We start from the raw sequence: 20031 nt of genomic DNA on the forward strand, positions 1-20031 counted from the left end.
TTGGTCAGTCGCAAAGCACGGGGACGGACCTACAGCTTCCCTAAAAAGCAAGCGCAGCAGTAGGTCCGTCCCCACGCTTCACTCCTTCTGCGTGCTAAATCGGACTTTTTCAGTAATCTCGAACCGTCCCCAAGTAGCATTCCTACTTCCGTGCTCGAATTTATAATTTTAGAATTTTTTATTCATCCTATCTTGTTAACACATTTTGAATGAATATATATCCTGCTATAAATACTATCAGACTTAAAAAAGATGTCATATACGCAATGCGTATGGTATATAAAATATCTTCCGGCTTCAACGGTCTGTTGTCATCACCGATGGTCGGTTTGTATACTTGTGTTCCGAAATATGTATTGGTTCCTCCAAGCTGTACCCCCAAAGCTCCTGCAACCGCTGCCTCAGGATATGCACAATTGGGACTCTTATGATTACGGCGGTCCCTCCACATCACGTGACAGCTATGTACAGCCTCAAGCCCTAGTATTGCGGAAGCTGGTGGTATAATAAATCCGGTGATTCTTGCCGGTATATAATTAGCAGCATCATCTAACTTGGCTGCTGCCCAACCAAAGTGAATATATTTGTCATTCATATATCCTACCATTGAATCCATCGTATTGACCGCCTTATAAACAAATGCCAGCACCGGCCCCCCTAAAAAAGCATAAAAAAGCGGAGATATGATACCATCTACAATATTCTCCGCAACGGTTTCCACCGCTGCCCTTATGACTTCTTTTTCCTCTTTTGCTTTTTCCAGAAAGCTTGTCTTATCTGCAATCATTCTTAAAGATTTTCTGCTTTATTAATCAAGTTTCCTATCGCACAAATAGGGCAGGAAAGCCAGTATGGATCAGCAAGCAGTAAATCAATCAAATGAACGATACAAATACAATATATCAAAAAATTCCATTTATATTCTTCCTTTAACATTGGTCATACTGTATATTCTAACACTTCTTTGATTTAGGTACAATGAACATTTATTTGATTATTGGTAATATTTATAGATCATTTTATGTTATCTGAATATTCCGCCTCAAATTTGGCTCTGCCGCACAAGAATATTCACTTTCGACCTTAACTATAAGATTATTAACATGTAAACATTGGAGGCATAACCTTAAGTTCCTAAAGATCAGGGGGTTTATCACACCCTCCTATAGGAGGGTGTGATAAAGTCGAATTTAGCACTCAGAAGGGCAAGACTTGGGGACTGGTCTGCTGTCAGGCTTGGTTTTTGGCCGGACTGCGGCCCTGTCCCCATGTGTTGCCCTGACCGATCAAGTACTTTATCACAACCTCCTATATTCTACGGATGATGAAGCTGAAACAGAAAATCTCAGGTTGTTCCCGTCAAAAAGCTAGAGCCGATGGGTTTTGTAAGATATGTGGCTATATCTCGACATGCCGCAAAAATGAGAAGCAAGTATTTGAGTCACTGATAAAAGCGATTAAGAGAGACCCCTTCATACCTCATAACAAATATTTAGTTGTAATCTATGGGGATGCTAGAAAGCATCTTTATTTGAGTTGCATTTTTTAGATATGGGGTTTCAAACCATATTTGCATACTAGCACAGCCATTTTAGGATTGGAAATACCTGAGTGGTAACAAAAATACAATTTGGTGAACTTTTTCTCTCTCTCAATAATTTTTAATTTTCTTTCAATCTTCCGCTTAATCTTAAATTTTAAACTTTTTCTTCGTGAGTCTTTCAGACGACAGTACATCAAAAAATAGCTTTGTATTGGACGTATTGTTAAAGTTTTCTATAAAGTAAAATAGCAAATAATTTAATCCAGCAATTGAATTGTACCTTTTTCCAATAACATTACATGATCTGCTATATTTAATGTTCTTTGTTTATGTGTAAGAATAACCAATGCATTGTTCTTTGTTTTTAGCTCTTTCACTACATTTAATATTATTTCTTCTGTTTGCCAATCAAGTGCTGATGTTGGCTCATCAAGAATAATAATTCTTGGTTTACGTAAAATGATTCTAGCTAAACTAATTCTCTGTGCTTCACCTTCTAAAACCTTTATTCCCTTAACTCCTAACATTATATGAATTCCGTCACTAGATTTTTTTAAAAGACTTGATAATCCTGCCCTATTTATTGCTAAATAAATATCTTGCTCATTGTACTTTTCAATACCCAAACTAATATTTTGTTCTAATGTTCCATCAATAATAATTGATCTCTGTAGCAAATAGCTAACGTTTTTTCTATATTCTTTTAATGACTATAGTTTTTTAATGATTTTGGTTCTTCAAGCTTATCCATCCGAATATTGGCCTGGCCACGAAGTAGATGCTATGATTGCCGAACTAGATTACTAAATAATACTCATGTAAGAGGGGCTTTAAACTCTTCTTGCTTTATATGCCAATAGATGATACAATTATGTACGGAATATATCCGTAAAGGAGTGACAATATGGCAAGAATAGATATTCGTGACCTCGATGAAGAAACCTTACAACAATTGGATGAACAGTGCAAGAAGTACAGTATTAACAGTCGGTCTGATTACATCAGGATGCTCATTAAACTAGATATTATGACCAATATTGTATATATAATAAGGAACGAAAAAGATCAAAATAATTGAGTAAATATAATATTGAGAAAAGGAGTGTGTTAATATGCCTTTACCAAGTCAACAAAGGAAATATACTTATACAGATTATCTTACATGGCCTGAAGATGAAAGCTGCGAAATTATTGATGGTGTACCATACATGCAAGCGGCTCCATCCTGGCAACATCAAAGTATAACTGGTGAACTTTATAGGCAAATATCAAACTACTTCGTAAATAAGCCATGTAGAGCATTTGCAGCACCCTTTGATTTATGCCTCGCAGAATACAATGAAACCGATGATGAAATCAGTAATGTTGTTCAGCCAGATGTAGTGGTAGTATGTGATGAAAGCAAGCTCAGAAAAACAGGCTATTTTGGAGTGCCTACTCTTATAATCGAAACTACATCTCCTGCTACTTCAAGGCGTGATAGAGTATCAAAATTCAATATGTACGAAAAAGCCGGGGTTAAGGAATACTGGATAGTAGATCCAGAAGGAAAATTTGTTAATGTGTTCATTTTGCAACAAAATAAACGGTATGGTAGGCCTGAAACATATACTGACGAAAACAAAATGCAAATAGCAACCTTTCCAGATCTCATAATCGATCTGAACACAGTTTTTGCTAATTTATAGACATTGAAAAGGTACTGAATTTTAAATATAAAATGCACTTTACAGTCAGTACCCTTTTTGCTGTAAAATATGTAGAAAATAATGTAATATAGTTACGGTTTTTTGTTCCATTACTACACAAACCCCTAGGTTAAGATATTCATATTATCGGTAATGACAGCTTGCAAAGACCTGGGTATGCCTAAAGGGTTGATATTTGCACCGTAGTCCAATACCTGGTCTATCCCGACACCATATTGTTCTTGTGCCTGGTATATATTTCCCCCATGAATATTCGCTCGATGATTCAAAGTACATTCTCCATTCTTACGTCTCTACTATACGTGCTATTATAATAAGCTTGTTAATACATTTTGAATGAATATATATCCTGTTATAAATACTATTAAACTTAAAAAAGATGTCATATACGCAATGCGTATCGTATATAAAATATCTTCCGGCCTCAACGGTCTGTTGTCATCACCGATGGTCGGTTTGTATACTTGTGTTCCGAAATATGTATTGGTTCCTCCAAGCTGTACCCCCAAAGCTCCTGCAACCGCTGCCTCAGGGTATGCACAATTGGGACTCTTATGATTACGGCGGTCCCTCCACATCACGTGACAGCTATGTGCAGCCCTGAACCCCAGTATTGCCGAAGCTATCGGTATAATGAATCCGGTGATTCTTGCCGGAATGTAATTGGCGGCATCATCTAACTTGGCCGCTGCCCAACCGAAGTGAATATATTTGTCATTCATATATCCTACCATTGAATCCATTGTATTGACTGCCTTATAAACAAACGCCAGCACCGGCCCCCCTAAAAAGGCATAAAAAAGCGGAGATATGATGCCATCCACAATATTCTCCGCAACGGTTTCCACTGCTGCCCTTATGACTTCTTTTTCAGAAAGCTGTGACGTCTCTCTCCCCACCAAATAGGATAGCATCTTTCTGGCTTCAGCCAAATCGCCATTCTTTAGTGCGATATACACCTTTTTTGTTTCTACCGCCAGACATCTTGTCGCAAGACAGGCGAAAATCAAATAAATGGTTAATATGACAGACAACGCCGAGCTAAAAGTCCACCTATCAATATATTCTGCAAGATAGATGATAATACTAACGGTTAGCCCAACTATCCCTATCACGATAAATACTAAAAATACACCTGCGGTTTTTTCCGCTTTTGCTTTTTCAACAGAGCTTGTCTTATCTACAATCATTCTTAAAGACTCTTCTGCTTTACTAATCAATTTTCCTATCGCACAAATAGGATGGGGAAGCCAGTATGGATCACCAATCAACAAATCAATTAAATACGCGATGCAAATACAGTATATCAAAAAAAAATCCATTTACATTCTTCCTTTAACATTAATCATACTGTATATTCTAACACTTCTTTCATTTAGGTACAATGAACATTTATTTGATTATTGGTAATATTTATACATCATTTTATGTTATCTAAATCATTTTGTGCATGTGGTTTCCATAATACAAAAAAACCTTTCTACAGGCTGCGGCTACTAAAAAAGTGCTTAATTGTTCAGAAATCACACAAGGGCGGGGCTCAGGTCCGCAGTCCGGCCAAAAATCAGGCTTGACAGCAGACCAGTCCCCTTGTCTGATTTCTTCTGCTCAAAAAATTACAACTTTATCAGCGGCCCCCTACAGACCCAATATCTTTGTAGAAAGGTTTATATCGTATGCGTACTGCCATTTAATAATGGTTGGCGTATTGCATCTGTACTTTTAAACGATGGGCCGTATCATCATCTTTCAATATGGATACGATGGTATATGCGAAGTCCAGCGCCGTACCAGGGCCTTTTGAGGTAATAAATTTTCCACTGATATTTACATGATTATCTTTGATAACGGCACCCTGTAAATATTTCTCGAAACCGGGAAAACAAATGCAGTGCATATCTTTCAAATAACCCTTATTTCCAAGTATAATGGGTGCTGCACATATCGCGGCAATCCATACCTTATTGTCTACCGCATATTTCAAAAACTCCTGCAATCTCTCATTCTTCTCCAGATTGGTGGTGCCCGGCATTCCTCCCGGCAGCACAAACATATCGGCATCTTCACCATTGATCTCATCGATCAGGCAATCCGCCTGAACCATAATCCCATGTCCACCTGTTACCGTCTTATCCATGACAGAAACCATTTTAATTTCAATATCTGCCCGTCTTAAAACATCCACCACCGTAAGCGCTTCTATTTCCTCAAAACCATCAGCTAGAAAAATGTATACCATGATCATCCCTCCTAGTTGTCTTTATTTTCGTCAGCCTCTACTATAGATAAAAAACTTTAAAGTTATTACCAACATTTTAATGCTTGTTTCAGTACATCTGCTTTATTATCGTAGGGGTGGACGACCCTGTCCACCCGCTGTACTATTACCCTATCTGCGGGCGGACAGAGTCGTCCGCCCCTACGGAATCTTAACTGTTAGCGTGATGTATAGCTTGGTAAATTACGAATCTAAAGTTCGTTATCTATAACTACCAATCCATATACTTCTAGAAAACTACGATCAATCCTCCCTCATTTGCATATACCGTACTAATCCCCGCTGTTTTTACTATGATAATATCTTTAAACTTATATCTCTTTAATACTTCTTCTTTAAATGCAAGCGCTTTATCCAGACAGTTGCAGTGCGCAATTCCAAGTACCTTGTCTTCAAGATGAACTCCCTGCTCTCCCACGACCTCAACAAACCTTCTAAAAGCCTTTTTTGCGCCAATCACCTTTTCATGCAGCTTGATAGACCCTTCAGCAGTAGTCATGATAGGTTTTATGTTTAAAACCGTAGAGACTTTCGCGACAAGAGGGTGGATTCTTCCTGCTTTCACTAAGCTTTCGAGTGTTTCCAGCATAAAGAATGTTTTCATATCCTGAATATATTTATTTACTTTTTCTACTATTTCCGGTTCTCCATGACCTTTTTTAATAAATTCGTCAATCTTAAGACTAATCAGCGTTTCCCCTACCGAGGCACTAAGGGAATCAAAAATATGGATAAACTTATTGCCAATATCCTCCAAAAACATTTCTTTCGCTAACATTGCGCTTTTGTATGTCCCACTTAAAGCAGAAGAAAGCGTAACCACAAAAACACTTTCCTCCCCCTTATATTGCTCTATAAACTCCTGAGGCGAAGGACATGCGGTTTTTGGAAGTTCCTTGCTGTTTCTCATTTTTTTTATAAACCGGTCAATATCAAGATATTGGTCATCCCTATACGTCATACCTTCCAATTGTATTGTCAGAGGAGCAATCGCGATATTGACTTCTTTTTTGATGTCTTCATTTAAGTCGCAGCAGCTATCAGCTACAATTTTCATTTTTCCACTCCTTTTTAATAATAGTCATTAATAAAATTATTACTTATTTTAAATATTTTATGAGCTTTTTCAATACTATCTTTATTATTTTGCTGCAGCAATCCTAAATGGTAAGCTTGTGATGGAGAGATAAAACCCATCGCTAGCTGAGTAAACGTATTAATGGAACATACCAGGTCAGGTATACTATCATTACATCTTTGTACATGTCCGTTTTGTATTGCAAATGTTTCATTATTCCATTCTGCCATAGTGTCCTCTATATGCATTGTAATGTCGGGCATTTGGGTACAGTCCTTTATTAAAAGCTTAAGAACTTTTTCCACATCGATCACTCTGGCCATCACAAATGGTTTTAATGTTATATCCTGCCGTGGCTCAGATAAAAATATGTACGACATATCATCTTCCGGCGCTTTCCATGATAATTTTTCCGCCTGCGCGGTATGAGAATATGCAAACCACAGTAACCCTTTATAAGCTTCGGTGCTCACATATGCCATCTCATGAATATTGAATACCCCGGACTGAATGGAGTATAAGATATACCCCTCCGCACTGCCGCTTTCGTTCTCAAGTATATAGACTTTACCGTCTTCAAAAGAATGGTCGGTTAAAATACTCTTCATATCCTTGTAAGTTCGTACAATACAGCCATTTCTTTTTGAGGTAAAGTCACCGTATACATCCAGCATTTTATAAATGTCATCATCCATATTCGCCGGCCTCAATCTACCATACCTTTTGATGATGGGCTTCAAATCATTCATTTCAATTTTATAATGCTTATGATAATAGCAGGTTTCCCAACCGTATTTTCTGTAAAACGGATATTTGAACGGCAGTAAAATATTGATATAATGGCCTCTTTCACGCATCACTTCCATAGATTTTTTTAGCAGTGCTTGCATATAACCCTTTCCTCTGACTTCAGGAAACGTTGCGGCACCCACAATATAAGACACCTGTATCACCGTATCATGGAAACAAAGTTCGTACGGCAATAGCTGGATGCTAGACACAGGACGATCATGTTCATACACTGCGGCGGTATTCACCGGACTATACTTTTCTTCAAAATACCACGAAAGAAACGGGTCTTTATCACCAAAACAATAGCTCCACATCTCTTTTATACTATTTGTGTCTTTTTGCGAAACCAATCGTATATCCATGTACATCCCCTATTTAACAAGAATTCCAGTATATTTTTCTATCAATCGAACGGGTTTGTAAGATTGTTTTGCCTTTCTTAGACCCGGAATGCCCAAATCCTCTTCACGGTTGATATATTTTACGTTACTCCACTCATTTTCACAGAATTTTTGATTAATAATGGTATAGGCCCCTGGTATATCTGCGTCTGCCTTTTCTACATGAATCACTGCCATATCATCGGTAAACTGCTCTCCATAAGTAAACGCAATGACTTTATCGGCAACTTTAATAACGCCGCCTTTAAAAGCCAGCTTTTCAAAATGATTCAATGCATCTATAATCGCTGATTTTTCTTGTTCCAGCCCTTTGCTCTCTGCACAATTTCTTTTTGCACACCATTCCTCGGCAACTTTTATACAGTCATCAATCAAATCTGAAGTAAGCGGATAGTAAGTATAATCATAACCGGAAACAAATTTATTAATATGATTTCGTTTGGAATGATATTTTTTCCCTTCAAGATGAATTAAATCCGAACTATCGTAAACATAATCAAAAGTGCTTCGATCCGCTTTATACTCAAACTTCGAAGGCATTTCTTTTTCGATTTCTTCCATCATGCCTTTTATAAGGGATTTAATAACCAGGTTGTTTCCTCTGCTTTCAAAATATGCATTCACTTTCTCCAAAACCGGTGAAATTTGGCCTTCTCCTATAGGCATCAATATAAAAGGCGGATTTTTCTCATATTGTGCAAATATACATAAATAATCTTCTACCAGTGTATACTTTATATTGTAGCTTTTGCGCCACATAAACAGGTTGGTAAACGTCATGTCCGAAATCTCATATTTTTTCAATGCCAGGTACTTATCAAACAATTCTTTACTGTCTATTGTAATGTCTTTTAATTCTATCATTATCTGCGCTCCTGATACTAAAATGTTGGATATCTTAATCTTATTATTTTTACCATTTTATTATAACAATTAAACGAAAAGTTTTCAACAAACCCTCCGGGGGCATTCTTTAAAATCGATGGACAATTTGATTCAATGCTTTTAAAGTTTTTCATATCATAGCACACACGAAATAAATATTTATTAAGTTTTTCAAATATGATATAACTATATATATCTAATTCCTATCATATAAACAGGAGATGATCTAATGAAAGAAAGCAATACTATGAAAGCTGCGGCTAAAAAAACAGAATGGCTTGTAGAACCTGCGGTACACTTTTGCGCAGGCGGATATGAAGCGTTACTCATTCCGGGTGTAGGTGCAAACGCAATCGCATGAAAGGCTACTTACTTAGCCCCCCCTGGAGATATTGAATCCTTTAAAGCAAAACCACTTTGTGAAAGACTTTATCCCGATTTAATGAGTGAGTATTCATCGATTAGGGCTTCAAGCTGATTGCGTAGCTCTGTTATGTCCTGTATTGATGTGCTTTGACTCTTGAGACAATTATTTAGCTCATCTTGCAGATACCGGATTAGATTACTTAGAAGTTTTTCGTAATCTGTTTGCATAGAGAGCACCTCCTACTCGAACAAGCTTGCTTCCGGGGTATGTACCTTAGCAACGCCAGATCCCAAAAATTTAATACATAATAACTTATAACATATTGATACCACAAAAGAAACCACCGCTAACAAAAAAATACGTTTTTTTAACCAAATTGTGTAATATATTGGATATTTAGGCACTTGTTTCATGCCATGAAGTACAGCAGAACCTAACATATAGAACGCTGCTGTCAATATCTTAAGTTTAGGAAAAAATCTAAAAAAATTGAATGAATGAATCGCACATCTGTTAAACTGAAACAAACTTATAACTGTTGAAGTATTTTGTTATAGAAGCTATTCATGATATCGGTCTTGTTAAGACTCATGCAGCTAATATTTTTCAGACATCGTACAGAGGAAGGTGAACTACTATAGGTTGTTGCTGCAATTCTATTTAAATTCCCATTTTTTTGGAGTTCAACAAAAATCGGCCATACTTACGGCAATATTTTAGAAGCATTAACATTCCTCTGCGGTAAGATTATTGCTCCAACATACTTAAAAATCAAGTAGCCGGCATATATAACCTTGAGTTTTATAACTTAGCGAATAAATATTATTTATCGGCAAAGCATAATAATAAATCATTTGCCGAGGTGATATGTGCATGATATTACATTCTTTAGTTTTTGTTTTTCCTTGGATAGCCTTTTCTATCCTAGCCGATAAAAGAAGAATAAAACAATTATTTATTTCAGGAACTTTTGCATCTCTCATTGCATTATTTGTAAATTTAATAGAAGATACTTACAACTGGTGGAAATTCCCTAAGGAGCTTAACCCTCATACTGATGTAACTTTTTTTGCAGATATAGGTTTATACCCTGTTCAAGCAATGCTTTTGATTCAGCATCTTCCTAAAAACAGAAGATTATGGGTATTCTATGTTTTAGGACTGGCATTATTTAATACCTTGGGTGAATATACATTAATTAATTTAGGTGAAGAAATATATCTTAACGGTTGGAACATATACTGGACTTTTGTAAGCTACTTCGTTCCATTTGGACTAGTTTGTATTCATTCGATATTCTATAGCAGCACTACTATGCAGCAGTAAAACCTTATTAAACACAAGTTACAATAAAAAACCCAATATATTCCTTATTCATATCAGGTTGAAAATAAGAAGATCGTATCGGATGAAAATCAATTGTGATTATATAAAAATAGTTTTACCCTTTGAATGTCATGGGGACAGGTACATCGACACCCAATATTTCACATAGAAAACTCTGTGTAAACCGTAAATCCTTCAGAAAAGCTGCGATGTCAAAAGACCTGTCCCCATGACATCAAGAACCATCCCTGCTTGCTTTTCTTTTTTTACTCTTTTCACTGAAATCACATCCAATATCGATATATTCTAATTCAACGCCAAACATAGATGCGATATCGGCATCTTCCATGATACGACGGCTTTTTGTCTGCGCTCTGTCAAGCATGGCTTTTGTTTTCCCCTTAACTGCTTCAGTAATAAGGTCTTCAATTTTTACATTTCTTAGTTCAAAGAACAACTCAGGGTTCTCATCAAGCCTTGCACCAATGCCATATAATACTGCAGCCACATGCTTGCACATGACAGCCCAATCAGGGCAACTGCACGTTAAGGTTATTTCTGTAGGTGCAGGAAATAATCCTCTTCCTTTTGCCATAAATAATTCAGATAACACCTTTGGAAATTTCCCATCTATTAATTCCTGTAGTGATTCTATTTTACCTTCACATGAGCTTTTTATATTTTCCCAAGTATCATCATCGATCGGGTGGATGTTAATAATTACCTTATATGGTTTGGAGGAACTGCCTTGTACCAATGCGGTGACCTTACCTTTTTCTATCTTAAGATCAAGAACCGCACCATTCCTCACATAGCTTCGCCCCCTGTCAATGCGGTTTGCATAATCCGAATATCTCTCCAGATTATCGTTCCACGCCTTTCCCCACCAGGTTCTGGCTAGTTTTCTGCCTTCTATTATAACCGGTGAAATATCCGGATTCTTCTCTTTAAGTTTTTCAGCCGCCTTTTGCGCCCTTTTTTTCCGTTCAGCGACAGGTACATACTCCGAAAATCCATTATAAGACATATTTTTTCATCTCACTTTCAAAACAGGATATTCTCAACATTAATGGTTAAACTTTTATGGATAAATACAGTTTATAATCTTAATCTGAATAAATCCATCAATTGTATGTTATCCATTTCAGTAATCCAGCCTTCGTTAATGTCCGGCATGATTTCTTTTGTCATTCTTGTCTTCTCTTCTATCATCATATCAATTTTTTCTTCTACTGTCCCCTTGGTAACGAATTTATGCACAATCACATTTTTATTCTGACCTATTCTGAATGCCCTGTCTGTAGCCTGGTTTTCAACTGCTGGATTCCACCATCGGTCAAAATGTATAACATGATTTGCTGCCGTAAGGTTTAATCCCACTCCACCTGCCTTAATAGACAACACCATAAAAGGTATATATTCATGTCCCTGAAATCTAGTTACGATATCCTTACGCTTTGTCACCGGCGTCTCGCCATGCAGTACAAGCCCTTCGTGCTGGAATACCGTTTTAAGGAATGCAGCAAGAGGTACTGTAATCTCTTTAAACTGTGTAAATACAAGTACACGTTCTCTCTTTTCGTAAATGGTTTCACATAATTCTCGAAGTCTTTCATACTTACCACTTTCATTATCTGCGTAAATATCTTGTCCTAGGTACTGGTCAGGATGATTGCATATCTGCTTGAATTTCATGAGTGCCGCCAGTACCAGCCCTTTTCTCTCCAAACCTTCTGAAACTTCCAGCTTTCTTTGAAGCTCGTCCACCATGGAACTGTACAATACAGCTTGCTTTTTGCTAAGTGTACAGTAGGTCTTCATCTCTATTTTTTCCGGCAGATCAGCAATGATGCTCTTATCCGTTTTCAACCTTCGCAGTACAAATGGCGCCATCACCTGCTTCAGCTTTGCATACCCCTCATTGCCACCCTTCAACTTTTTAGTAAACTCGGTAAATTCCTTAGCATTTCCTAAAAGGCCCTTGTTCAAAAAGTCAAAGATGGACCACAAATCCGACAATCTGTTTTCCACCGGAGTTCCAGTGAGGGCTATTCTGCTTCGCGCATTCAACTGCTTTACAGCCCTTGTCTGTTTTGTTCCAGGATTCTTTATCGCTTGTGCTTCATCCAATATTATCATATCCCACTCCGTCTGTTTTAGCCATTCAAGTCTTAATAACATACCATAAGTCGTGATATAGATACCGACACCTATATCATGACTTTCCGTGGCACTTCTGCCTTCCTGCGGATGAACCACATGGTAATGGAGCCTCGGCGCAAATTTAGTGATTTCTTCCGTCCAGTTGCCAATCAATGACGCAGGCACAATGAGAAGAACCTTTTCTTCATTTATCATTCTTATACTGTTTAGCAGAGCGATCACCTGTATTGTTTTCCCAAGACCCATATCATCGGCAAGACATGCACCAAGGCCAAGCTCTTTCATAGTGTAAAGCCATGCAAGTCCTTTTTGTTGATATTCTCTCAATACCGCCTTAAAATCATTTCCACACCCTACTGATTTGATGTTTTCCGGTCTCTTAAGCTGTGAGATGACCGTTTGCAACCATTGTCCATTACTGACTTCGATTTCACAATAATTATCCTTCGTACTCAGAACCTTTTCTGCTGAAAGCTGCATACGCATCGCTTCCATAATAGTTAGGTCGCCTTTTTGTGCTTCCTTCTGCGCCTGCTCATATGCTAGGAGAGTTTCACGAAGCCGCTCGGAATCTACTTCCACCCATTTCCCTTTGATAAATGCCAATCCCTCAGACTGGGATATAAGTTCTTTTAGTTCGTCTGCGGTTATGCTCTCTCCCCCTAAAGACAAATGCACTTTAAAATCTATAAGTGCGTCCATCCCTACTAGAGAAGGTGCTTTTTCACCTATATTAACAGACACTTTTATAGATTCTGTTTTTTTTCTCCACCAGTTTGGTATTCTGCAAAGAATACCTGCTTCTTCATATAAAGGTACTTCCTTTAAGAACGCATATGCTTCACCGGAACTAAGCCCTATAGGATAAAATATTTCTCCTGAATCAACTAATCCCGACACAAGCATACTCTGCTGGGCGGCCTTATTAACAGTGGATAAAAGCTCCAATAACTTTTTACTGTTTCTCCCATATTCTATAAGCGCATTCTTAAGTGGAAGATGCTTCGCCTTTCCAATAGTTGAAGGCTCCGCGGCGTATGTTGCCAGAAACGCAAATGGATATCCTTCTTTCTTACTCTCGACCAAATGGAAATATACCTTTCCGGCAAAGTGAATGTCGGGATTCTTTTCAGCGAAATATTCCGATACCTTTCCTTTATGTTTTTTTATCTCTTTGGAAAATGTTAGGTTTAGTCTTCTCCATATACAGGTAAGCCAATGCCTGTCAAGATATTGTGCTCCGTTTATAAAAGGCGCTTGCGCGAGTAATTCCTCCTGTTCCTCATCCTCCAATACTGCCTTTGCTTTTTCTCGCAGAGTTTCTAGATCCGGATTTTTTGAAAGACTTTTTATATAAGCTGACGCTACTTTATGGAAGTATTCTAGTGTTTCTGAAAGTGCACCTGTTATTTTAGTTATTCCAAATAAAAATAATGCCTTATCACTGTCTTCAAGATACGATTCGTACAAGCTTTTCTGAAATTGTGCGCTTGATTGTTCAATGCCGGTATTGATATAATGCCAATCAAGCAGATAGCCTCCATCCTGCTCAATAATGGCAATTAATTCTCTTTCCAATGTGATGTTGCTCATTTATATTAGATTCCTCTTTTCATCGGTTGATTTTCCACACTTTCTGGATTATAGCCCTTCCAGTACTTTGTTTTTCCTTTGATATTTTTTTGTGCTCCTGTTTTCTGGGCTTATATTGCGCCTTTACCATTTAACAGCATTATAATTGATTTTGATCATTAAATAAAGACATTATACAAATTGTCATAGAGGCAGGTGCATTATCATGTCATGCTTAGAGGTAATAACCTTGAAAATATAAGAAAGTCAAGAAGTCAAGTGCAGGGAAATCTCCGAAAAGTCCAATAATAAAACTGCATACGCCAAAAAAAGGACTGGCTGAAAGATTAGGAATTCAGCGGACTTCCCTTTCACGGGAATTAAATAAGATGAAAAAAGACGACTTAGTGGATTATGATTCTCATTCCATTGCCATCTGTAATTTTGATATTATTCGTAAACTTTAGCTAATATCAGCTGCATTGCGAAAGAAAGTTATACTTGCATTCTCTGCTGCTTTCTCTGCTAAATTTGTTGAAATTAATCCTATGGTATCAAAGCCTAACTGTTGGTCCAGCAAAGATACAAAAGCCTTTTTACCTTTTATCATATTTGCTTTCGTATTTTCCCGATTGCATATATAGGTTTGTCAACAAACTCAATACCCCTGTACAAAACTTTGTACAGGGGTATTGAGTTTAGTTAAAATAGTACTATTGCTAGTTTTCTGCGATAACTCAAATTATCTCACAGCTTTGCTAATACTTCTGTCTCAAAAAAATCCTTTGTTGTTTCAGGTGTTAATGAAAAAGTTTTTTCATTCAAAGTGACGCATACTTCATCTTGACAATTTCCCAAGCAAAATGTACCACCAAGATCAACCTTGCCTTCCAAATTTTTTTGTGCAATCATTGTTTTTAAATGCTCTATAATTTGATATGAACCTTTCATATGACAGGACGACCCTACACAAACGGTAATTCGCATGATTCAATACCTCCTTTATTTTCTGTTCCAACCAATTTTTTTGTTAAGTGTTTTGACAATACCGCCAAAGAATATGCCATGTCTTCATTTTGTACTAAAATATTTTCGGGTGTGTTTAAATGTATGGGTGCAAAATTCCAAATGGCCATCACACCACCGTCAATCAGTGCATCACATACCTTCTGTGCTTGGCTTGCCGGAACCGTGATGATTCCTATTCTTATTTTCATGCGGCTGAGTAGATTATTTAGCTTGTTAATATGAAGTACTTTCTTATCATTGACGGTTGTTCCAATAATGGATTCATCAACATCAAAAGCTGCAACAATGTTCAGACCATATTCTGTAAAACCACTATAGGAAAGTAATGCATGTCCAAGATTACCTGCTCCAACAATAACTGCATTATCAGTATTGTTGTAACCGAGAAACTGTTCTATATCTAAAATCAGATTTTTAGTATTGTATCCGATCTTAGGACGACCGCCAGAACTAATCAAAGCCAAGTCTTTTCTTACCTGCACATCATTTAATTGAAGTGCATCAGCAATCATTTTTGACGAAGTGCGTGAGTCTTTATCATGAGGTATAGCTCTTAAATAATTTAAATACATTGGAAGACGCTGCAAAGTTTGCGTCGAAACAGAACACTTTGCCATAATTTTCCTCCTTACTTATTGTATTTCTCAATTTAAAATTTCTAAAATATAGCACACTATTATTCCCGGTTAAAGTATCCTTGCTATATTTTTAGCCATTATTTGCTATCCTCATGCATTCCTTTTTTATGTGTATAGTCCGGCAAAAGCTTGGGTGATACAACATCCGTGTTTACCCCAGCATCTTCCATCTCCTTTTTGAATTTCTTTACATGGTCAAGAGTAAGCTTTCCAAGCTTAACATCTTTGCACTTTGCAGATGCATTTTTCCCAGCATCTCGTCCAAACACAATAATATCAAGCAGAGAGTTACCCATTAAACGGTTACGTCCATGGATCCCTCCAACCGCTTCTCCAGCTACATATAGATTTTCGATATTGGTCGTCATACCATCACTGTTAATGTCCAACCCTCCATTTTGATAATGAAGCGTTGGATACACCAAAATGGGGTCTTTCCGGATATCAATACCGTATTTTTCAAACATATGCAGCATGGCCGGAATTCTCTTTTCGATTGTACCTTCACCGTTTTTAAATTCAATCATGGGCGTATCGAGCCATACTCCAAGCCCATTCCCCGTGTTAACACCTCTTTTATGATCATTGCATTCACGAATAATCGAGGCAGCAGAAACATCTCTGGTTTCCAAAGGATGTATGAATACTGTACCATCACAATTGACGAGTTTTGCCCCAAGTGAACGAACCTTTTCAGTTACCAGGGCACCGAATATTTGCTCAGGATAAGCCACACCGGTAGGATGATACTGAATGGTATCTGCATACAGAAGCTTTGCACCGGCTCTATAACCCAAAACCAATCCATCAGCCGTTGCACCATAATGATTCGATGTCGGAAATCCCTGATAATGCATTCTTCCTGCACCACCTGTTGCAATAATGACCGTCTTTGCACGAGCGATTAAAAGCTCTTTGGTTTCCATATTCATCAGAACTGCGCCGGCAGCGTTACCTTGATCATCTAGAATCATCTCAATTGCAGCCGTAAAATCAACGATAGGTATACCACGATTGATAACTTCATCCCGTAAAGTCCGCATGATTTCCGCACCTGAATAGTCCTTTGCTGCATGCATTCTCTTTCTGGAGGTGCCGCCACCGTGTGTAGTAATCATCGTCCCATCAGATTCTTTATCAAATTCTACGCCTAGTTCGTTCAACCACTGAATGGCTTCAGGAGCCTGGTTAACAAGCTTGTAAAGCAATTCAGACTTTGCCGCGAAGTGCCCGCCTCCAAATGCATCAAGGTAGTGTTGTGCCGGAGAGTCGTTAGGCTTATCCGCTGCCTGGATCCCCCCTTCCGCCATCATGGTATTTGCATCTCCTATACGCAGCTTGGTTACGATCATGACATTACTGCCGTTTTCGTTCGCTTCAATTGCAGCTGATGCACCTGCACCTCCTCCTCCGATTATCAGAACGTCCACATCATAATCAACCTTATCCAAGTTTATCATATCACCATCGATACGGCTGTTTGCCTGAAGATAAGCGGCCAATTCATTAGGAACTTTCTCCCCCTTATTGGGGCCAACTTTTAGAATTTCAAATTGTTCTTTTCTGTAATCAGGATGATACTTAGCAAGGAGGCTGTCTTTTTCTTCGGCAGTCAATCTAGCCGGTTCCAGTAACGCATTCTCTTTTCTTGCTGCTTCTACCAATTTAATAGATTCCAATATCTCTTTTGAATACATCACATTTCCTCCTTATTTTTCAATTTCTCTATGATTATATAGTTCTTTCATCTCTTCAATCGGCTTTTGCATCAAAGACTCCAAAAGCTCAGTGAATGTGCCTTCTTTAATCTCCTTAACTCGATTCTCCAAATGTTCTGATTTAGGAGCCAGATACTTACCATTCAGACGACGTGCAAGCAATGCGGCCTGAGGATGTGAAATTCCAGCAGGGCAGCGTGAAGAACAAACGCCGCACATAACGCAGTCAAATGATTCTTCTGCGCATTTTTCATATTCACCACGTTGCGCATATGCAATATATTGCATCACATCAAGCCCCTGGGTACAGCTCTTTGTACAGGAATTACAACCAATACAACTATAAATCTCAGGATATAGCTGCATCATAATCTGCTCTGTAGGTTGAATCTTATTAATATCATATACCTGTTTTGCAAGTGGAAAGAAGGGCAATGTTGCAACATACATATTGTCCTCAACCTTAGTCTGGCAGGCAAGACATACCTGAAGCTCTCTATCGCCTTTTATCCTGTAAATTGTAGCACATGCACCACAGAATCCATTGCGGCATCCGCAGCCTCTGATCAGCTGATAACCTGCATATTCCATAGCTCCCATAATGGTGAGATTCGAAGGCACTTCATACTTTTTACCCATCAAAAAAATATTTATTATTTCTTTCATTTTTAAAGTTATCCTTTCAATTAATATTCGTTAGGCAGTTCATCAAGTTCGTCGCAGCGAAAAACCGGACCATCGTTACAAACATATTTATTACCGATATTGCACCTGCCACACTTACCAATACCACATTTCATTTTGAGTTCCATGGTGGTATAAACCTGGGTTTTGTTAAATCCAAGCTCCTGGAGCCCGGCAAGTGTAAACTTGATCATAATGGGGGGACCGCATATAATAACAGTTTTATTCACATCAAAATTTAGCTCTTTCACATAGTTTGGAACAAAACCAACATGTCCGTCCCACCCTTCCTGCTCACTATCTATGGTAAGATGAACGTCAATACCACAATCATTACACCATTCGTCTATAATCTCCTCGTAATCGACCAAATCATCCATACCACGCGCTCCGTATACAATATCTACATGACCGTAGTCATTACGATTGTCTCGAACATAATTGATAACCGATCGAAGTGGTGCGAGTCCAATACCACCGGCAATAAAAAGTAAATCCTGACCTTTAAATGTGGTGTCCACCGGAAAACCATTACCGTAAGGGCCCCGTACGGTTAATTGCTGGCCCACTTCCATTTGGTGAAGCCATTCGGTAAGCGACCCGCATTTTTTAACACTGAATTCCATAAACTCGGTGTTTGTCGGAGATGAAGTAATCGAAAACATCGCTTCACCAACACCGGGAATAGATATCATGGCACACTGACCCGGAGTATGTTCAAAGACCTTCGTGCCCTCCGGTGATACTACACGGAAGGTTTTAACATCGGGTGTATCCTTTCTGATATCGGTCACTACTCCCAGCTTTGGAATTAAAGATTCACTCATTTTTGTTTCCTCCTAATTGTCTCATTACCTTTACAACATTCATAGATACCGGACATTTAGCAATACATCTGCCGCAGCCGACACAGCCAAACTCACCGTTATTGTTCGATGGAAAGTAGACAAGTTTGTGCATGAACCTCTGACGGAATCGCTCCAGTTGGCTGGTACGAGGATTGCCATGGGCCATTTTTGTAAAATCAGAGTACATGCAGCTGTCCCAGCAGCGAAAACGTTTAATACCATGACCGGTATCAAAGTCCTTGATGTCGTAGCACTGGCATGTTGGGCAGACAAATGTGCAAGTTCCGCAGGCAAGACAAGATTCAGACAATTTTCCCCACTCCGGTGAATTGAATATTTCCATCATTTCATCACCTTTAAAATCATCAGTGGTTAAGTTCTTGAGTGGTAGTTTGTCTAAAACGGATTTCGTTTTAGCTTGCTGCTCTTTTACTTTTGTATCATCACATTCAGTTAATATATTTTTTAACTTATTAAGTAAAGCTGTTCCTTTTTCAGTTCTTGCATTCAGGAACAAGTCACCTTCTGCAATCCAGCATGCTATATCGCCCTCTGGATCTGCAGCATCTATACCAAAAGTGTGACAAAAGCAGGTCTCTGATGGACTATTACAGGATACAGAGATAATGGTGCCATGCTCACGACGAGATTTGTAGTATGTATCTACAGGCTCTGACAGAAACACTTTATCCAATATTAAAAAGCTTCGGACATCACAAGCACGAACACCAAATAAAACGAAATCTTCTGTTTCACTACGGCTATCAATAATCTCAATATTTTTTCCTTCTACTTTAAAATCCACTAGATTTTCTGTTTGTGGAAAGAAAAAATCCTTAGCACTGCGCATGGTGTTAAGCGCATTACTCATGGTCAGACCTTCATGCCATTTAATGAAATCAGCTTGACCCTTCTTGACATCGATCGGTAGATACAATGCTTGTTCTTTTGAAATCCTATCAAAAAACTCATCTAATTGTGTAAGGGATAGTTTTTGCAT

General features: G+C 38.2%; 22 protein-coding genes and 2 pseudogenes. 6 read left to right on the plus strand and 18 right to left on the minus strand.

Annotated features, from left to right (window positions below):
* Positions 1-187 precede the first annotated feature (187 nt).
* Complete coding sequence (locus QKW49_RS07745) at positions 188-787, minus strand: CobD/CbiB family cobalamin biosynthesis protein (protein ID WP_282866975.1); 600 nt, start codon at positions 785-787, stop codon at positions 188-190.
* Between the two features lie 528 nt (positions 788-1315).
* Between QKW49_RS07745 and QKW49_RS07750 the strand changes: the two are divergent.
* A pseudogene (locus tag QKW49_RS07750) lies at positions 1316-1549 on the plus strand (hypothetical protein); the annotation flags it as partial.
* Between the two features lie 251 nt (positions 1550-1800).
* On the opposite strand, the pseudogene QKW49_RS07755 reads toward QKW49_RS07750, so the two are convergent.
* Positions 1801-2235 (minus strand): annotated as a pseudogene (locus tag QKW49_RS07755) (ATP-binding cassette domain-containing protein); the annotation flags it as partial.
* Positions 2236-2447: 212 nt separating this feature from the next.
* On the opposite strand from QKW49_RS07755, the gene QKW49_RS07760 reads away from it, so the two are divergent.
* Positions 2448-2621, plus strand: coding sequence for a hypothetical protein (locus QKW49_RS07760; protein ID WP_282866976.1), 174 nt, complete (start codon positions 2448-2450; stop codon positions 2619-2621).
* A gap of 34 nt (positions 2622-2655) precedes the next feature.
* The gene (locus tag QKW49_RS07765) at positions 2656-3231 is read left to right on the plus strand and encodes a Uma2 family endonuclease (RefSeq protein WP_282866977.1); all 576 of its coding nucleotides are present in this window, start codon (positions 2656-2658) and stop codon (positions 3229-3231) included.
* A 125-nt stretch (positions 3232-3356) separates the two neighbouring features.
* On the opposite strand, the gene QKW49_RS07770 is transcribed toward QKW49_RS07765, so the two are convergent.
* The 6 genes from QKW49_RS07770 to QKW49_RS07795 all read right to left on the minus strand — a co-directional run bounded on the left by QKW49_RS07770 (position 3357) and on the right by QKW49_RS07795 (position 8665).
* Positions 3357-3521 (minus strand): hypothetical protein, encoded by a 165-nt coding sequence (locus QKW49_RS07770; RefSeq protein WP_282866978.1) that lies wholly within the window; start codon positions 3519-3521, stop codon positions 3357-3359.
* Between the two features lie 39 nt (positions 3522-3560).
* Positions 3561-4574, minus strand: a complete 1014-nt coding sequence (cbiB, locus tag QKW49_RS07775; protein ID WP_282866979.1) for an adenosylcobinamide-phosphate synthase CbiB — start codon at positions 4572-4574, stop codon at positions 3561-3563.
* Positions 4575-4942: 368 nt separating this feature from the next.
* Positions 4943-5491 (minus strand): DJ-1 family glyoxalase III, encoded by a 549-nt coding sequence (locus tag QKW49_RS07780; RefSeq protein ID WP_282866980.1) that lies wholly within the window; start codon positions 5489-5491, stop codon positions 4943-4945.
* A gap of 268 nt (positions 5492-5759) precedes the next feature.
* The gene (locus QKW49_RS07785; RefSeq protein ID WP_282866981.1) at positions 5760-6587 is read right to left on the minus strand and encodes a DegV family protein; all 828 of its coding nucleotides are present in this window, start codon (positions 6585-6587) and stop codon (positions 5760-5762) included.
* A gap of 14 nt (positions 6588-6601) precedes the next feature.
* On the minus strand, positions 6602-7762 hold the full coding sequence (locus QKW49_RS07790) for a GNAT family N-acetyltransferase (RefSeq protein ID WP_282866982.1): 1161 nt from the start codon (positions 7760-7762) through the stop codon (positions 6602-6604).
* Between the two features lie 9 nt (positions 7763-7771).
* The gene (locus QKW49_RS07795; RefSeq protein WP_282866983.1) at positions 7772-8665 is read right to left on the minus strand and encodes a phosphatidylglycerol lysyltransferase domain-containing protein; all 894 of its coding nucleotides are present in this window, start codon (positions 8663-8665) and stop codon (positions 7772-7774) included.
* A gap of 250 nt (positions 8666-8915) precedes the next feature.
* On the opposite strand from QKW49_RS07795, the gene QKW49_RS07800 reads away from it, so the two are divergent.
* The gene (locus QKW49_RS07800; RefSeq protein WP_282866984.1) at positions 8916-9047 is read left to right on the plus strand and encodes a hypothetical protein; all 132 of its coding nucleotides are present in this window, start codon (positions 8916-8918) and stop codon (positions 9045-9047) included.
* Positions 9048-9115: 68 nt separating this feature from the next.
* On the opposite strand, the gene QKW49_RS07805 is transcribed toward QKW49_RS07800, so the two are convergent.
* Positions 9116-9280, minus strand: a complete 165-nt coding sequence (locus tag QKW49_RS07805; RefSeq protein WP_282866985.1) for a hypothetical protein — start codon at positions 9278-9280, stop codon at positions 9116-9118.
* Between the two features lie 646 nt (positions 9281-9926).
* Here QKW49_RS07805 and QKW49_RS07810 point away from each other — a divergent pair.
* Positions 9927-10379, plus strand: a complete 453-nt coding sequence (locus QKW49_RS07810) for a CBO0543 family protein (protein ID WP_282866986.1) — start codon at positions 9927-9929, stop codon at positions 10377-10379.
* A 235-nt stretch (positions 10380-10614) separates the two neighbouring features.
* Here the strand turns inward: QKW49_RS07810 and QKW49_RS07815 are convergent, their stop codons facing one another.
* Positions 10615-11406, minus strand: a complete 792-nt coding sequence (locus QKW49_RS07815; RefSeq protein WP_282866987.1) for an SWIM zinc finger family protein — start codon at positions 11404-11406, stop codon at positions 10615-10617.
* Between the two features lie 71 nt (positions 11407-11477).
* The gene (locus QKW49_RS07820) at positions 11478-14135 is read right to left on the minus strand and encodes a DEAD/DEAH box helicase (RefSeq protein WP_282866988.1); all 2658 of its coding nucleotides are present in this window, start codon (positions 14133-14135) and stop codon (positions 11478-11480) included.
* 293 nt (positions 14136-14428) lie between these two features.
* Between QKW49_RS07820 and QKW49_RS07825 the strand changes: the two genes are divergently transcribed.
* Positions 14429-14581, plus strand: a complete 153-nt coding sequence (locus QKW49_RS07825) for a helix-turn-helix domain-containing protein (protein WP_282868088.1) — start codon at positions 14429-14431, stop codon at positions 14579-14581.
* Here QKW49_RS07825 and QKW49_RS07830 read toward each other — a convergent pair.
* The 7 genes from QKW49_RS07830 to QKW49_RS07860 all read right to left on the minus strand — a co-directional run bounded on the left by QKW49_RS07830 (position 14578) and on the right by QKW49_RS07860 (position 20031).
* A complete protein-coding gene (locus tag QKW49_RS07830) occupies positions 14578-14724 on the minus strand; it encodes a hypothetical protein (protein WP_282866989.1) in 147 nt (48 codons plus the stop codon). The genes QKW49_RS07825 and QKW49_RS07830 overlap by 4 nt on opposite strands.
* A gap of 137 nt (positions 14725-14861) precedes the next feature.
* Positions 14862-15101, minus strand: a complete 240-nt coding sequence (locus tag QKW49_RS07835) for an NAD(P)H-dependent oxidoreductase subunit E (RefSeq protein ID WP_282866990.1) — start codon at positions 15099-15101, stop codon at positions 14862-14864.
* Positions 15080-15760: a redox-sensing transcriptional repressor Rex gene (locus QKW49_RS07840; RefSeq protein ID WP_282866991.1), complete on the minus strand. Its 681-nt coding sequence runs from the start codon at positions 15758-15760 to the stop codon at positions 15080-15082. The genes QKW49_RS07835 and QKW49_RS07840 overlap by 22 nt, the downstream gene beginning before the upstream one ends.
* Positions 15761-15858: 98 nt before the next feature.
* The gene (locus QKW49_RS07845; RefSeq protein WP_282866992.1) at positions 15859-17478 is read right to left on the minus strand and encodes an FAD-dependent oxidoreductase; all 1620 of its coding nucleotides are present in this window, start codon (positions 17476-17478) and stop codon (positions 15859-15861) included.
* A 12-nt stretch (positions 17479-17490) separates the two neighbouring features.
* Entirely contained in the window at positions 17491-18165 is a 675-nt protein-coding gene (locus QKW49_RS07850; RefSeq protein WP_282866994.1) for a 4Fe-4S dicluster domain-containing protein, read from the minus strand.
* A gap of 20 nt (positions 18166-18185) precedes the next feature.
* On the minus strand, positions 18186-19010 hold the full coding sequence (locus QKW49_RS07855) for an FAD/NAD(P)-binding protein (RefSeq protein ID WP_282866995.1): 825 nt from the start codon (positions 19008-19010) through the stop codon (positions 18186-18188).
* On the minus strand, positions 19003-20031 hold the full coding sequence (locus QKW49_RS07860) for a 4Fe-4S dicluster domain-containing protein (RefSeq protein WP_282866997.1): 1029 nt from the start codon (positions 20029-20031) through the stop codon (positions 19003-19005). The genes QKW49_RS07855 and QKW49_RS07860 overlap by 8 nt, the downstream gene beginning before the upstream one ends.

This window comes from Petroclostridium sp. X23 (assembly GCF_030013905.1).
GTDB lineage: Bacteria > Bacillota > Clostridia > SK-Y3 > SK-Y3 > X23.